The following is a 16,592-nucleotide window of genomic DNA, read 5'->3' as shown; positions in this document are numbered from 1 at the left end:
CCTACGGCTTGGGTCCACCTTTCACGCAAATGATGCACCCTTGATTTCGGGTCGTAAACTTCCACCCCTCTTTCGAAACCTCTCGGGGGGTAGCCGGGGTTATGTTAACCTGAGTTCCGGCCTGATACGTAGCAAATAGTCGCCGATTGTCGAGCGTGTACACAAGTCCGTCTTTTAAATACACACGAATGGCAGGCAAATCGGCCGGCGAGACCACACCTGATTGCAAAGCCGCGATCGTGTCTTGTAGCGACGTTCCGTCCTTAAACGTTGAGCTAATGCTATCTTGCGTAAAACGAATCGAATTCGGATTCGCCAAACCACTTAGGCTGGTCGGCACGCCATTTTTTGTGGCGCCTCCAAACGCCATCGGATTCGGGCTAAGGACGCTGACGCCGTCCCCTTCATCGACGATCGAACTTTCGCCGAGTTGGGCTTTCTCCTTACTCTGTTGCTTATGTAGTTCATCTTGCTCGCGCTGGGCCTCGCTCTTGTTTTGGCCCCAGTGGTCCGCGCTATTGTTTAGCGCCTCGTTCTGCGCAGCCGTCGCGCCCGCCCCCGCATTCTGACCTGCAAGGCCGGCAAGACCACCACCTGCAAACGTCGCAACTGCTCCGAGCAACGCCACTTGTCCTTGATCAAGCGGCGCGTGCGTCGGGTCGATCGCACCTAGTACCAGAGGCGACAGCACCGCACTTGTTGCTCCCCCGATCGCCCCACCCGCACAGCCGGTACCGCTCGCAGCACTCGCAGCACACCCGAGTGCCGCATGCGCCGTCACATACCCGACTTTGCCGAGCTCGCCATCCCCAAATAGGTGGAGTTGATCGAATTGCCCAATTGCACTCGCCCCAACAGCCGCGAGATCGCTAACAACGCTCCCTTTCAACGCGGTCCCGAAGCTACCCCCATACGCGACCGTATTCACAGTGGCCGATACCAACCCCCGACCTGCGATTTCGAACGCACCCTGAAGAAGCTGCTCCGAGGTGATCGTATTCGATGCGATGTTGTTTCCGATCGTCTGCATCGGCAACGCGTTGAGGTCCAATCCTTCCATCAACCCCTGCGTCAAATCAGCGATCACGCCGGCTTTGATAACTTGCCCCAGGCTGAACCCTTGATCGCTGAACGCCTGATTCATCGCGGACGCCACCATGGCGCCAACGACAGGCATCCCCATCACGGACAGCGCGACAGAGGCCGCCATCGAAAAAAGTTGCTCCGGACCGAACCCACCCTGCTGTACGAAATCCGAATGCAGATGGTCCGCTACCGTCTCTTGCGCGAAGCCGCCGCCGAGTTGATGTTGCAGCGATGCAAGCATCGCCTGCGTCGAAGCTGCGTCAACCGTCCCGTCCGCGTTGAGCTTCTGCAGCGCCCCACCAATCTGATTGAGCGCCTGAACATTCAACTCCATGTTCGCCGCGCTCATGAACCCGCCCGGCTGCACCACTGTGCCCGTCGTCTTCAGATACCCGCCATCGACCTTCTGCCAGATCTCCCCCACGTTGACCTGATTCGCCTGGTTCGTCAGCGTGTGCGTGTCGACGCTCAGCGTCCCCGACGCCGTGATGCTCCCCGTGTTGAGAATGCTGCCGTTACCGTCCTGATTGAACTTCAGCGTGACGTCGTGTCCGGAGATGTTGCCGCCCGCCGACATCGCCTGCGTGTCCTGCGGCAGATACACCTGCGGCATCAGCGCCGTAATCGTCGGGCACGACGCCGTGCCCGTCGCGTGACACGTCGGGTCCGGCACCGTCTGCTCGACGTACCACAGCATCGGCTTGTCGAGCGTGTTGATCTGCTCCTGCGTCAGCGCGGCGCCCAGTTGCAGGTCGTGCGCCTTCGAGTAATCGACCGCGTTCTGGTACAGGTACATCTTTTCCTGCGCCGTCACCGACAGGTTTTTCTCGTTGTCGTACGTCAGCCCGTCGACGAAGCTCGACTTGCCGGTTTGCTTCAGCGCCGCCTGCTGCAACAGCAGATCCTCTTCCTGCGGGTTGTAATAGAACAGCGTCGACGAAGGCTGCAGCGCCGACGGCAGATTGTTCAGCAAGTCCTGCGGCCCGAGCGAGCCCAGCACGGAACCGCCGAGCGACGCGTCGACGTACGACGCAGCGCCCGCGACCGGTGTCGGCAGCTTGCCGGTGCCGACTGCACGAGGCACCGACAGGTTCAGCCCCGGCAAGTCCACCGGGCTCAGCGAAATGACCTGCGACGGCGCATTGACACGCGGCGTGTAGGTGTTCGCGGTCGTGATCCCGTTGATCAGCTTCTGGCCCGTCAGCGACACGTACGTGCCGATCACGTTGCCGACGTTCTGGATCTGTCCGTTCGACGAGATCGACAGGTTCGGCGCCTGAATGGTCGCCGCGATATTGCCGACCGGCGTCGGCGGATCGATCGTGCCGCCAGTGCTCGTGTATGCGCTCCCGTACAACGCCTTGCACTGCTCCGGCGTGCCGCACGCCCAGATGTCGTGACGCTTGTCGCTGCTGAACATGCCGGTTTCCTGCACCCAATGCGAGTGCCAGTAGGCGTTCAGCACCTGCGCCTCATTCACGACGGGGCCTGCGACGGCGATCGTCGCGTTGTTGCCGGCCGCGATCAGGCTGCCGATGTTCGTCAGGCTGCCCGCATTGATCTGCAGGTTGTTGCCCGCGCTGATCACCGACGAGCTGCCCGACTGCTGGTCGACATAGCCCTCGCAGTAGCTTTCCTTGTAGCCGCCGGCTGTCATGCAGCCCGAGTATTGCTCGTGCTTGCCGTAGTTCTCGTGTACCGGCACGGGCGGCGGCAGATTGTTGGTGATCGCACCCGAAACGTTGAGCTTGATGTCGTTGCCCGCGACGATGTTGCCGGACGTGTTGTTCAGGCTCTGTGCGGGCGTGGTCGAACTCGCTGTCGTGCCGACACCGCCGATGACGATGTCGTGGCCCGCGAGCAGGTTGCCGTACGTATTGTTGATCTGGCCGGCTGCGATCACGAGATCGTGGCCGGCATAGATCGTCGCGTCGTTCTGGCTGTAGCCGAACGTCGTCGTGGTCGGGTTGTTGCCGCGCGGTTGGCCTGCGTTGCCGCAGGCGGAGTTCGGCACGCCGGAGGCGCAGCCGACCTGGCTCGAATAGTTCTGCTGGTTGCCCCCCTGGTTGGTCAGGGTACCCGATGTAATCGCGACATTGTTGCCTGCGTAAAGCAGGCCCGAGTTGACGAGATTTCCGCCGCCCACTGACAGGTCATTTCCGGCCGCAATCATGCCGGTCGGTGTAGACGAGCTCAGGGTCCCAGTGGACGTTGGGGCAATACTGTTGACCGCAATTTTAAAAGTCGTTACCGGCAAACCATCCGACGGGCTGCCCGACCCCTTCACGAATACCGGGCCAAAAGTGCTGTACATCCCGCCGAGCCATGCACTCTGCGATCCCGTTTTCGCCAGTGTGTCATTGAGCTGCGTCAGGAACGCCGTGTACTGTGCTTGATCGACTTGCCGAACCGTTTGATTGACGAGTGTAGGCGCTACTGCACTGTTGTCCAGCCATTGGACATTCAGCCGTATATCGCCCTGCGCCGCAATCTGACCGCCTCGGTTCGAGAGAGACGATGCCGTGAGCGAAATCGAATTTCCTGCGGAAATGACGCCCGAAGTACCAGCCTGCTGGCTTGTGACCGTTTCGTGAACAGTCGGCAGCGTGAAGGTCTGCGTAGTGGAAGAAGGCGTCGTCGCGCCCGTTTCGATCGCCCATCTGGGAGCAGCGCTATCAATGGCGTTCCCTGTTCCCAGGTACGCGTTGTACTGGCCAAACGTGATAGCTCCAGAACCAGCCGCGGGCTGTGTACCCACGATAAAGCACCGGTCCAAACCGGCACACTGCCGATTGGCAGAGTCCGTCGACAACCCGGATGGCGAAAGAAGATCTCCCAGGGTCGCGCTGACGGTATGCGGGCTGGGCACATAATATCCACCGCTATCGCCCGGCGCCGGAACACGCTGCAACTGCCACTCGGTCTTCGTCCCTACCGCCCCCGACCATAGCAACTCGGGATCGACAACGTCCCGCGTCGTCGTAGTAGCGACACCCGGGGCCGTCTGATCGTTCACGACCGATGCCGCCGAAATATCGACATTCCGCTGCGCAAAGATCGATCCACCCGTGTTCTGCAGCGTCCCACCCAAGCGAAACACCGCATCGCCCTTCGACTGCGTCGTCGCGCCCTGGTTGTCGTAGTTGCCACCATTGACGTTGAGAACGTTCCCCGCCTCAACCGTCCCGCGGTTCGTCGTATCGCCGTTCAGCGTCAACGCGTTATCTGCATGCATCACCGCCCCGGCCGCATTATTCAGCGTGCCGTTGAACGTCACATCCGACCCGGTAACCTGCCCGTGATTCTCGAAGCTGCCGCCTGCCGTCAGCGTCAACGGCGACGTCCCGGTGATCGTGCCGTCGTTCGTGATCCCGTTCAGCCCCGTCAGCGAAACGCTCTGCCCGCCGTAATTCCACGTGCCGCCGACATTCACGTACCCGGCGGTGATGGACAGGTTGCCGCCCTGGCTGATCGTCCCCTGCGACGGATCGAAGGCCATGTTGACCGCGCTGATCCCCATGTCCCGTTGCGCGAGCAACTGTCCGCCCGCGTTGTAGAACGCGCCATTGCCGCCATTGATCGTCAGCGACACGTCGCCGGTCGCACCGGTCGCGGCCTTCGGATTGCCGGCAAAAACGATCCCGTTCTGGTTGTTCAGCGTACCGGTATTGACGTTGAGTGCGTTCACCGCCATCAGCGAACCACCGACGTTCGTCAGCGCGCCCCCGACGGTGACGTTGGTCGTCGTCCCGTTCACCAGCCCGGCGTTCGCGAAGCTCGACGCATTGACCGTCGTCGTGCCGATCGACGCGAGCGACGCACCGGCCGCGTTCGTCAGGCTCGGCGCCGACACGTTGAGCGATCCGGCCAGCACGTTCGCGGCGTTGTACAGCCCGTTCTGCGAAGCCAGCGTCGCGTTGCCGACGACGTTCACCGCCTTGCCGCCCGCCAGCGTGAGCTGGTTCGACGCCTGCGCGGTGAGCGCGCCGCCGACCGTCGCATTGCCGAGCGTCACGTTCGAGCCGTTCACCTGCAGGTTCTGCGATGCGACGAGCGATGCATTGCCGGCATCGACCGTTCCCTGCGCGGAAACGGTCACGTTCTTCGATCCGACGGCCGAACCGCTCAGCGTGACGTTGCCGCCCGACACACCCAGTTGCCCGGCCACGATGCTGTTGCCGGTCAACGCGACGGTTTGCCCCGCATGCAGCGTCGCGTCGCCGTTCGCCGACACGCCCGCGACCGACACGTTGCCGCCGATGCCGTTGATGTCGACCGTGCCCATCGAACCCACGCCGCCCGCGAGCGACACGTTGTTCGCAGCCTGTACCACGACATTGCCGCCCGACTGCAACAACCCGCCGAACGACACGCTGCCGGCGGTCGACTTTGCCGACACGTCGCCGACCGCGGTGGTCGCACCGAGCGACATGTCGCCGCCGGACACCGCCGTCAACTTGCCGGCGCCCTGAATCGCGCCGAGCGTGATGCTGTTTCCGGCATTGACGGCGATGTCCTTGCCGTACGTCAGTGCCGCGCCGCCGCCGAGCGCACCGCCCGCGTCGATAGTCGCGGCCCCGAGACCGAACAGCGCGCCGCCGAGCGTCATCGCGCCGCCCGACGTCAACGTCGTATCGCCGTTCACGAGCCCGCCGGAAAGCAGCGCGAGGCCGCCGCCCGCATTGGCCCGGAGATTGCCGGTCGACACGACCGCGCCGCCGACGCCGAGATTGCCCGCCGTCGCGGTCAGCGTCGCGTCGCCGGTCGAATGGATCGCGCCCGCGACACCGAGGTCGCGTCCCGCCGTCACGTTCAGCGCACCGCCGCTGGATGCCGCACCGATACCCGCATCGCGCGCGGCCGCGATCGTCGTCGCGGTGCCCGACGTCACCGCGCCGTTCACCATCACGTCGCCGGCGCCGTTGCGGCCCTGCGCCTGCAATCCGATTGCGCCGCCCGCCTGAACCGAGCCGGCCGACAAGTCGTTGCCGGCGGTCATCGCGAGATCGCCGTTGGTCGCGACGTTGCCCGTTACCGCAATATTGCCGCCCGCGTTGACGTTCGCCTGGTGCGCGAACGCGATCGCGCCGGCATTCACCGAGCCGCCCGCCGTCAACGTGCCGCTTTGCTGCGCGCCAACGCCTGCGAGCGTCATGTCGCGGCCCGCGTTCAGCGAAGCATTGCCGCCCGCGACACTCTGCCCGGTCACCGCGATGTCCTGTGCCGCAACGACGTTCAGGTTGCCCTGCGTCGTCAGGCTCGTCGCGCTCGCGTTGCCGCCCGAAGCGGTTACGGCGAGATCGCCGGCCGAATTGACGGCCGAAAGCGCGACACTGCGCGCCGCATTGATCGTCGTCGTGCCGCCGGTGTTGATTGCACCCGCAACGGAAGCGTCCCGCGCGGCTTGCAGTTGCATCGCGCCGAACGCGGTGGCCGCCCCGCCGATAGTCACATCGCCGCCGCCGGCACCGCCCTTCGCCGTGACGTCGAGATTGCCGCTGACGGCCTGAATCGTGCCGAGTCCTGCATTGTTGCCGCCCGTCACGTTGACGGCCGCCCCTTGCAGCGCGCCCGTCAGCACGACGTCGTGCGCGGCATCGAGGGTCGCCGCCTGGGCGAATGCCGCCGAGCCCACACCGTTGATGTCGCGGCCCGCGCTCAGCGTGCCGTCTCGTTGACCCGCGAGTGCCCCCGTCAACGCGATATCGCGGCCGGCCTGCACGTTCGTCGACTTCGCCACCGCGATCTGGCCGCCGAGCTGCGTATCGAGCCCGGAGGTGGCGTTGAACGCGCCCGCGGTCGTGGTCGCCCCCGTGAGCACGACGCTGCCGTTCGCGGCGGTTGCCGTCAGATCGCCGTTCGACTCCACGCCGCCGCCAACCGCCACGTTGCGTTGCGCGCTCAATGCAAGCGCTCCGCCGCTGCCGAGCGTGCCGCTGATCGACACATCCCGCGCGCCCGTCACGTTCGCCGCTCCCTGCGCGGACGCCGCCCCCGTGACGCCCGCATCGCCTTCGCCGGCGTTGCCGTTCGCGGTCAGCGTCAACGTGGTCGACGACGACGCATCGTGCAGCGTCGCGTTGTTCCCGCCCGTCACCGTGATCGCCGCCGCCTGCATGCCGCCGGTCAGCGCGACGTCATGCTGCGCCGCATAGTTCGCGGTCGCGGCAAACGCCTGCTTGCCGCCGCCGTTGATGTCGCGCGCGGCCGTCACCGTGCCGTTGGCCTGTCCGACCATCGTGCCGTTCAGCGTGGCATCGCGGCCGGCCGTCAGCGTCGCGTCGCCGATCGCGCTGGTGCTCGCGCCGAGCGACAGGTCGAGGCCGGTCGCGATGGCGAGCTTGCCGCCGCTGTTGATGCCGCCGGTTGCGTTGAGGCTGCCTTGCCGCGCGGCCAGCGCCGTATCGCCGACCGACTCGATCGCGCCGCTCACGGCGATGTCCCGCTGCGCGGTCACGCCAACCGTCGAACCGCTCGCGGCCTTGCCGCCGATCGCGACATCGTTCTGCGCGAACGCCGTGATCGCGCCCGCGGCGGCGACCGAACCGTCGATGCGCAGATCGCCTGCGCCCGTTGCGGTGTTCGTACCGTTCGCGCGCAGCGCGATCGTGCCGGTCGACTCGACGTTGTTCACGGCCGCGTTGCCGGCCGCCGTCACGCTGACCGACTGTCCCTGGATCAGCCCGCGCTGCGCGACGTCGCGCCCGGCGTCGAGCGTCGCCTGCTGACCGAACGTCAACGTGCCTGCGCCGACGATGTCGCGCGCCGCATTGACGACGCCTTGTCCCTGCCCGGCCAGCGACCCGCTGACGTTGACGTCGCGTCCGGCCGCGAGCGTCGTGTCGCGCGACACGGTCGTCTTGCCGCCGAGGTTGATGTCACTGCCTGCCTGTGCGTCGAACGCGCCATTGCTCGCGATCGCCCCCGTCGATCCGATGCTGCCGCCGGTCGCGAGCAGCGACGTGTTGCCGGCCGACTGCAACGAACCGCCGATGTCGATATTGCGCGCCGCGGCCAGCGCCACGTCCGCGCCGCCCGTCACCGCACCGGTCACGCTCAGGTCGGTCGCCGCATCGAGCGCGAGCGTCGACGCCGCCTGCACGTCGTGCAGCGTGGCCGAACCGCCCGCCGTCGTCCGCACGTTGCCGCCGCGCAGCGAACCGGTGAGAGTCGTATCGCCGCCGGAACCGACGTTCGCCGCGAGCCCGAACGCAATGGCGGCCGCGCCGCCTATCGCGCCGCCGGCGTTCAGCGTGCCGTTGCCCTGTGCGACGACGGAGCCGTTCATCGTCAGGTCGCGGCCCGCGTCCACGGTCAGGTTGCCGAGCGACGACGTCGATTGCGCACCCAGATCCACGGACTGCGCGGCCGTCACCGACAGGTTGCCGCCCGACTGGATATTGCCGGTACTCGTCAGCGAGCCGGCCGCATTCGTCAGCGCGACGTTGCCGTTCGACTGGACCGTCCCGCCGATCGACGTATTGCGGCCGCCGCCGATGGCCAGGCCGCTCGCCGTGCGCAGCGTGCCGTTGACGATCACGTCGCGCGCCGCGTCGATCGTCCCGTTCGTCAGCGAGTTCACGTTGCCGCCGATCGAAACGTCGCCCGTGCGGGTCGCGAGCTGAAGCCCCGCGTTGGCCTGCACGTCGTTCAGCGCGATCGAACCGGCTGCCGTCATCGAGACGGCGCGCCCCTGGAACGCCCCCGTCACGTCGATGTCGCGCCCCGCGCTCAACACCGTGTCCTGCGCGAAGCCGCTGGTGCCGCCGGCGACGACGTCGCGCGCTGCCGTGAGCGTCGCGACGCCCTGCCCCGCCAACGCGCCGCCGATCGTGAGATCCCGGCCGGCCGTCGCGGTCACGTCGCCGGTTACAGTGGTCGCGCCGGTCAGCGAGACATCCTGCGCGCCCTGCACCGTCAACGCGCCCGCGCCGTTCAACGTGCCGGCCGACGCGACGCTGCCGCTGGTCGCCGTCATCGCCAGATCGCCGACCGCCTGCACGGTGCCGCTGCCGCCGACGATCACGTTGCGCTGCGCGGCAAGCGCGACCTGCGCGCCGCCGGCGAGCGTGCCGTTCACGACGACATCGCGCGACGCGTGCACGTCGGCGGTGCCAAGCGCGGCCGCGTTGCCGTTGAATACGACGTCGCCGCCGCCGGCGCCACCGCTTGCCGTCACGCCGAATGCGCCGCCCGCCTGGACCGTCGCGAGGCTCGCGCTGTTGCCCGCGTCGACCTGTAGGCCATTGGCGAGCAGCTTGCCGGTCAGCGCGACGTCATGCGCGGCGTTCAACGCGCCGCTCTGGCCAAACGCGATCGAGCCGCTTCCCGTGATGTCGTTGCGTGCGCTCAGTGCCCCGTTGCGCTGGACGATCACGACGCCCGACGTGTCGACGTTGCGCCCCGCGTCCACGCGCGCGTCGGTTCCGACCATCAGCGAGCCACCGACCGACGCATCGCGCGCGATATCGGCGGCGAACGTCGTTCCGCTCGCGAGTGAACCGCTTACGCTCAGGTCGCGCCCCGCCTGCACGCTGACGGCGTTCTGCGCGGTCGCCTGCGACGCGACGACGGTATCCTGTCCGGACGTCAGCGCAAGATCGCCACCGCTCTTCATCGCGGCATGCGTGGCGACGTTGCCCTGCGTCGCCGTCAACGCCAGCGCACCGGACGTCTGCAGCGCCGCGTTGACCGTCGCATCGCGTTGCGCGGTCGCGCGCAGCGTGCCGCTGTTCGTCTGCCCGTTCACGTTGACGTCGCGGGCCGCCTGCACGGTCGTTGCGCCGGTCACGACCGACGTGCCGTTCAGGTTGACGTCGCCCGTGCCGTCGGTGCCGCGTGCGGTAACGGCCAACGCACCGCCGCCCTGTACGTCGCCGAGCGTTACGTTCGTGCCGCCGGCGACCGTCATGTCGCCGTGCGCCTGTGCATTCGCGACGTTCACGTTGCCGCCTGCCGCCACCGCCAGCTTGCCGCCGGACTGGATCGATCCGGTCGACGTCACGTCGCCGTTCGCATCGATCGCGTAACCGCCGACCCCGATGTGCGCACCGGTCATCGACACGTTGCCGGCGCTATGAACCGTCGCCTGCTGCTGCGCGGCCGAACCCGCGACCGACACGTCGCCGTTCGCCGATAGCAGCAAGTCGCCCGCATTCGCGGCGAGCTGCGCGTCGGTCCTTACGCCCATCCCCGCCGCGGTGCTGACGACCTGGATCTGCCCCGCCGTCATCGCGCCGAACGCGGTCGCGTCGATCGCGAGAGAACGGTTCGCGCCGCCGTTCGCGGGATTGATCGCCGCGGCGGAGTTGTCCGAGCCGTTCGACGCCGTGCCGTACGTGGTGCCATACGTATCGACGGTGGCCGGCGTCACGAACTGACGCCCGGCGATCACGTTGATGCGCGTGCCCGCATAGAGCGGCGCGTTGATACCGATCGTCTCGCCGATCAGGTCGATCGTGCCCACGGTCCCCTCGATCCCCGCGCCGGGCCCGTTCACGCCGGCATTGCCTTCGATCTGCAGGTGACCACCGGTCACGTTGTAGCCGAGCGCCTTCGCGTTCGCGAAGTCGGTCGCGGTGCCGCCGACGCCATTGAGGAACTGCGGCGCGCCGGTCGACAACGTCACGCCGATCGTGTTGGTAAAGCCGGTGCCGCGCGTCGTGATCCCGTTCGGGTTCGCGATCACGACGGCCGCGGGCGCGCCGAACACTTCGAGTGGACCGTTCAGCAAGCTCGCGTAGGCATTGCCGGTCGACGTGACCTGATTGACGATCACGCTAGCCGTGCGGCCGTTCAGGTTCGGATTGGCCTGCACGTTGCCGCCCGTCAGCGACGTGCCCGACATCAGGCTGTTGTTCAGGATCAGCCCGACCGGATCGATGTTGAATTGCTGATACTGGTTCAGCGAAATACCGGCCGCGTTCGGCGCGGTGATATTGACGACGGGCACGCCGCCGCCCGCGCCGGTCGACTGCGTGATGGCCGGCTGAAACGAGATCGGCGCCGTGGGGTCCGTGATCGGCGCGGCAGCCGCCAGCTGCATCGAGAATCGCACGCGCAGCGACGCGAGATCGAGCAACCGCTGCCATGCGTCGTCGTCGACACGGCGATTGCCCGCGCCGAGCACGCCGGCCGCATCGCGGCACTGCTCGACGGTGACCGTGATCGGCCCGATGAACATCGTCAATGCGACGAGCGCGCTCGTCGCACGCTGCCACCAGCGGTACGATCGCGCGGCCGGCTCGACCGCGAAGCATCGCGGCGCACCTGCCGCCGACTGCGCACGTGCGCCGATTCGCGCCGCGCCGGCGGCGGCAAGCTGCTGCAAGGTCTTACGCTTGGACGTGTTCATCTTCTGTTGTTCGCTTCGTTCGATGGCCCCGCGACGACGCCGTCAGCCGATCCCCGACCGTGGCGCCGCGCGATGCCGGGTTTCCCCGCCCGGCATCGCGTGCGTGTTCGCCGGGTGGCTGCCCGACGCTGCTACGTGCTACCTGCTGCTTGCCGCCTACTGCTGGATCCGCGCGTTGCGGATCAGATCCGCAACGACCTGCGCGGTCGCCTTCTCCATCGCGACCTGCTCGAGTTGCTGGCGCAGCGTGTCTTTCGCCTGGTCGAACGGCGGCACCTGCGTCGGCCGCTTGTCGTCGGCACGCACGATCCAGTACGCATCGCCGACCTGCACGGGCTCGCGCGTCATGCCGCCTTGCGGCAGTTTCACGAGCGCTTCGGCAAGCGGCTGCGGCCAGTTCTGCGTGTGGCCTGCCTCGATCGGCGTCTTGAACGAGATCCAGTTCAGCGCGCCACCCTGCGCCGCGGCCGGCCCCTTGCTGAACTGCCGCGCGAGGCCGCCGAAGTCCTCGCCTTTCTTGAGCCGCGCGAGGATCTGCCTGGCGGTGTCCGCGTCGTTGACGGCAATCACGCTCGGCTTGTATTCGTTCTCGCCGAGCGTCGCGACGACCGCGTCGTAGCGCGCCTTGACGTCCGCGTCCGTGACGGGTGCCGGCTTGATCTGATCGCGCAGGTACGCCTGCGTCATCGCGAGCGCCTTCGCCTGCTCGACGGCGGCCACGACCTGCGGCTTCGTGTCGTAGTGCTGCTTGAGCGCCGCCTGTCGAAACAACTCGCGCGCGATCAGCTGGTTCTTCAGCGCCGCGCGCAGCGCCGGCGTATCGGGCGCCTTCGACGCGCGCACGGCTTCGTCGACCTGCGCTTGCGGAATCGGCACGCCGTTCACGCTCGCGATCGCATCGGCCGGCATCGCGGCGGCTGCATCGGCGGGTTTCTTCGCCGCCTTGGGAACCGCATACGCGTGCGGAGCGACAGCGGCGCACAGCGTCGCCGCGACGAGCGTGACGCCGATCTTGCGAATACGCGCCGACAGGTTGGATTGCATCGCGATCTCGCGACCGTTCGACAGGCGATTCATGAAGTTCTCCATCAGTCCGTCCAGTTGAGTGTGGCCAGCAACACGCTGGCCTTCTTGCCGAGTGCGGCCGGTTGCGCGAGCGCCTGCCCGACCAGCACTTCGGCCGACAGGGTTCCGCCTTTCAAACGCCATTGCGCGCGCGTGCCGACACCCGTGCCGACGAGCGACGGCCAGCCGCCCTGTGCGTTCAGATGCGTCTTGCCGCCGTCCAGAAACACGTAGGGTTCGATGCGCGCGTCGTGCCACGCCGGCACGTTCTGCCAGGCCAGCTCGTTGCGCACGAATGCGCCGCTGTCGCCCGCGATCCCGCCTTCGGTAAACCCGCGGACCGAACCCATGCCGCCCAGAAAGATCTGCTCGTTGCCGAACAGCGCGACGCGGCTGTACTGCGCGCGCAGCGTGCCGCGATACGCCCACAGGGAACCGGCGAGATTGCCGAGCGTGAACTGCAGCGTGCCGGTCGCATCGAGCTTCGTGAACTGGCTGTGCGCGTCGTCGATGCCGATGTCCGACGCATCGTGGTTGGCCGCCAGCCAGGGCAGCCCCTGCGACACGCCGACATCCCAGGTCGCGGCCGCGCCCTGATCGCGCATGACGAAGCGGGACAGCCCGTTCAGCGCGACCCGCAGCACCGTCAGGTTCTGCGGCGACAACGGAATGCCGTTGAGGTCGCGCTCGGTGCGCAGCTTGTTGAGCGTGACGTCGACGCTCATGCGCCCGCGCGGCGACCGCACCAGCACGTCGTTCCAGCCGAGCATCTGGCTGAACGTGCGCCCCGCGAGCAGCGCGACGTCGCCGATCGCCTGCTGGTACTCGGACATCGACGCCGTGTAGCTGAAAGTTTGATACCCGTACGGCACCGCCGCCGACAACACGACCGCGTTCGTGTCGGTCGTCCCGACGTAGCTGAACGACAGCGATTCCTGCAGTCCGATCACGTTGTCGGCTTCGACACCGGCGCGATAGCGCGTCCTGCCGGTCTGCGAGCTGCCGTAGTTGTCGATGCCGAAATCGTAATGAAGACGATCGCCATAGCGGTTCGAGATCGCAACGATCGAATCACCCGGCGCTTCGCCGGGGAGAATCCGGATTTCGGCCTGATTGCGCCGCAACCGGTTGATCTGGTCGACGCCCTGCTCCAGGTCGGGCAGGCGCAGCACGTCGCCCGGCGTGCTCGCGAACGCCCAGGCGGTGCCGGCTTCGGTCAGCAGCCCGCCGCCGCGCACTTCGTACCACTTCTCGTCGGGATCGCGCGGCCTCAGCGGCTTGCCGTTCAACGTCAACGCGGCCACGCGACCGGGGACGAGGTTGATCTTCAGCGTGCCGGACGCAAGATTCTGCGGCCCGAGGTACGCACGCGTCGTGATGTAGCCGCGCGAAATGAACGCTTCGGTCAGCCGGCGCAGCAGCAGATTGATCCGGTTGCGCCCGAGTTGCTTGCCGATGAACGGCGCCGCGATACGGTCCAGTTCGGGCTGCCCGAGGATCGCGTCGCCGGTGAATTCGATCCGCTCGATCGGGAACGTCGGCGCGACGTCCGGCAGCGTGTCGACGTCGGCGCCCGGCGGCAGGTCGGGCATCGCCGGCTGCTCGGGTACCGCGATCTGCGCCGGCGGTTGCGCGAGCTCGTCGCGGCGCTGCCGGTCGCGCTGCTCCTGCAGCAGACGCTGCGCGGGATCCTGCTCCGCACGCGGCACCGCGAACCCGGCCGGAAGCGCGCCGAGGCCCGGCGGCGCGCCGGCCGGCGGTGCGCCCGCGAGCTGTGCGTGCGCGCACGGCGACATCGCGCCGAGCGTCAACGCGAGCGCGGCGGCGATGCGGTGGTCCGTCTGCGACATCACAGGCCGAACCACGACACGAGGCCCATGTGATTGCGGTTGCCGATCGTCACGAGATCGCGATGGGGCGGCCGGATCGTCACGATGCCGCGCGCCGCGAGCACACCTTCGGGCGCGCTGTACGCGCCGCCGTCGATGTCGGCCTCGCCGGTCAGGCGCACCTTGCCGGTTCCTCCGGTGAACACGCCGCCCGTGTCGGCTGCATAGATCGCCGCCCAGCGATTGCCGAACCACGCTTTCAGGTCGTGGTCGCGGTTGACCACCGTGTAGCCCGGTACGCCCTGCGCGAGCGTTTTCGGTGCGTCGAGCGTCAATGCGCCGAGCGCGAGCACGGTTCCGCCCGTGTTCGTGATCTGCGTACCGGCTTTCAGCTGGATGTCGGCCTTGGCCTCGATCACGCCGCCGAACGCCTGCACGTTCGACGATGCGCTCGCGCGGCAGAACACGAAGCACGAGCGCCGGTACGCTGCCTGCCCGGTGAAAACGGCTTGCGTGAGAATGTTTTCGCGCGCGGCGATATCGATCGCGCCGCCATTCGACAGGATCGATCCGCCGATATTCGTCACGTTCGCGGCGCGCACGGTCACGTTGCCCGCATCGGCCGTGATGTACGCGAGTTTCGATGCGTCGGCCAGCGCGCCATAGTCGACGGTGAAGCCGTCGCTACGATGCTTGAAGAACAGGAAGCGGCCGCCCTGCTCGGAGAAGCCGACCACCGCGCCGTTCTGCACGCCGGTGCTGTGGTCGACGATGTTCTGCAGGTCTCCGCCCGCGGCGATCGAAATGCTCTGGTTCGACAGGATCCGCGCATTCCGGTTGACGACATCGGCGCCCGCGGTCAGCGACACGTCGCCCTGAACGCCGAACAGGATGCCGAGCCGCGTCTGCGGCAACGACTCGTTCAGGATGCGGCCCGCCGCGTTCAGCGTCACCGCGCCCATCGAATCCGGGTCAGCGTCGATCGCGGTCTGCCCTTGCACGAGCGACCCGACATTCACGATGTCCGCCGCGCTCTTGAGCACCACGCCGCTTTGCGACGATGCCACGGTCGCGCCCTTCATCGCATCGTCGGGATTCAGCGCGATGCCCGCGCCGTTCATCTTCACGCTGCCCGACGCCATCAGGCTGCTGCCCGTCAACGCGATCGCATCGGCTGCCGACACGTTCGCGTGGCCGCCCTTCGCCTTCATGTCGGTGCCGGTCAGCGTGATGCCGCCCTGCACGGTCACGTCGAGATCTCGCGCGACGTCGACCTTCGCATGGGACATCTCGACGTTGCCGTTCGACGCCAGCGTGAAATCCCCCAGCGACGCATTCATCGCGCCGGCGCTGCGCACGCCGGGGCCGCGGTCCGTGACGATCAACTGCACGCGCCCGCTCGTCACGCTGCCTGCGGCAGTGATGTCGATCGCGTAGGACGACGCGGTGTCCGGCTGGGTCGTCGCGGTACGCGAGAGCCAGTCGTTCGCGTTGTCGTTCGGCGACAGCCCCGTGTTCAGCTCGACACGGCTGCGGCCGGCCAGCAGGCGCACACCGGCCGTCGCCGACGAAAACGTGTTGTCGATCGCGCCGTCGACGACGATGTTCTTCGCGATCAGATCGAGCCCGATCAGCGCGCCGGCCAGGCCGCCCGGACCGACGACGATCGTGCCGGTCGACGTATCGAGCACGATGTTGCGCTGGATCACGCCGGGGGCGATCTGCAGGTCGTTGAAGCTCACGTTGCCGGTGGACAGCGCGACGTGCCCTGTATTGACGAACGATCCGCCGTTGACCGTGATGCCGTTCGGGTTCGCGAGCACGACGTTCGCGCGCGGCCCCGCCACCGCGATCTCGCCTTCGATCAGGCTGCGGTTGGTGCTCGTCACCTGGTTGACGATCGTGCGCGCGTTGATGCCGGCGTTGTTCAGCGTCGCGCCGGCGGTCGTCACGTTGAACGACGAATACGTGTTGCTCGATACGCCGGCGACCGCCGGCGCAAGATTGACGAACTGCCGGCCATTCGGCCCGACCGACACGCTCGTGGGCGTGCCGCCGTCCGGGACGATCCCCGCGGCGGCGGCGCAATGCGGCAGCAGTCCGGTTACGGCAAGGCAAAGGCACAGCGCGCGCCAGCCCCCGGTGCCTGCGCGCCCCATTGAATCGGTGCATCCCATTCTGATCCCGCGCACGGCTTCGCCGGCCGTGCGCCCTCGGTTTTTTGGTCGTGTGGTCGTACTGCTTTCGTCATACTTTTT

The 16,592-nt window shown here is 67.2% G+C and carries 4 protein-coding genes; all 4 read right to left on the bottom strand.

Annotated elements, in window-relative coordinates:
* Position 1: 1 nt before the first annotated feature.
* The 4 genes from CFB35_RS18905 to CFB35_RS18890 all read right to left on the bottom strand — a co-directional run bounded on the left by CFB35_RS18905 (position 2) and on the right by CFB35_RS18890 (position 16,493).
* On the bottom strand, positions 2-11,440 hold the full coding sequence (locus CFB35_RS18905) for a filamentous hemagglutinin N-terminal domain-containing protein (protein WP_059580308.1): 11,439 nt from the start codon (positions 11,438-11,440) through the stop codon (positions 2-4).
* Positions 11,441-11,596: 156 nt separating this feature from the next.
* A complete protein-coding gene (locus CFB35_RS18900; RefSeq protein ID WP_081059323.1) occupies positions 11,597-12,517 on the bottom strand; it encodes a peptidyl-prolyl cis-trans isomerase in 921 nt (306 codons plus the stop codon).
* 11 nt (positions 12,518-12,528) lie between these two features.
* On the bottom strand, positions 12,529-14,355 hold the full coding sequence (locus CFB35_RS18895; RefSeq protein WP_059580305.1) for a ShlB/FhaC/HecB family hemolysin secretion/activation protein: 1,827 nt from the start codon (positions 14,353-14,355) through the stop codon (positions 12,529-12,531).
* Positions 14,355-16,493: a filamentous hemagglutinin N-terminal domain-containing protein gene (locus CFB35_RS18890; RefSeq protein WP_226094220.1), complete on the bottom strand. Its 2,139-nt coding sequence runs from the start codon at positions 16,491-16,493 to the stop codon at positions 14,355-14,357. The genes CFB35_RS18895 and CFB35_RS18890 overlap by 1 nt, the downstream gene beginning before the upstream one ends.
* Positions 16,494-16,592 lie beyond the last annotated feature (99 nt).

Source organism: Burkholderia sp. AU16482 (assembly GCF_002223285.1).
GTDB lineage: Bacteria > Pseudomonadota > Gammaproteobacteria > Burkholderiales > Burkholderiaceae > Burkholderia > Burkholderia semiarida.
The sequence above is the reverse complement of the archived record's forward strand: the minus strand, read 5'-3'. Positions and strand labels throughout refer to the sequence as shown.

What these genes read in the sequence shown, in the direction of transcription:
- CFB35_RS18905 (WP_059580308.1), bottom strand. Translation starts at nt 11,440, where the DNA reads ATGAACACGTCCAAGCGTAAGACCTTGCAGCAGCTTGCCGCCGCCGGC.
- CFB35_RS18900 (WP_081059323.1), bottom strand. Translation starts at nt 12,517, where the DNA reads ATGAATCGCCTGTCGAACGGTCGCGAGATCGCGATGCAATCCAACCTG.
- CFB35_RS18895 (WP_059580305.1), bottom strand. Translation starts at nt 14,355, where the DNA reads ATGTCGCAGACGGACCACCGCATCGCCGCCGCGCTCGCGTTGACGCTC.
- CFB35_RS18890 (WP_226094220.1), bottom strand. Translation starts at nt 16,493, where the DNA reads ATGGGGCGCGCAGGCACCGGGGGCTGGCGCGCGCTGTGCCTTTGCCTT.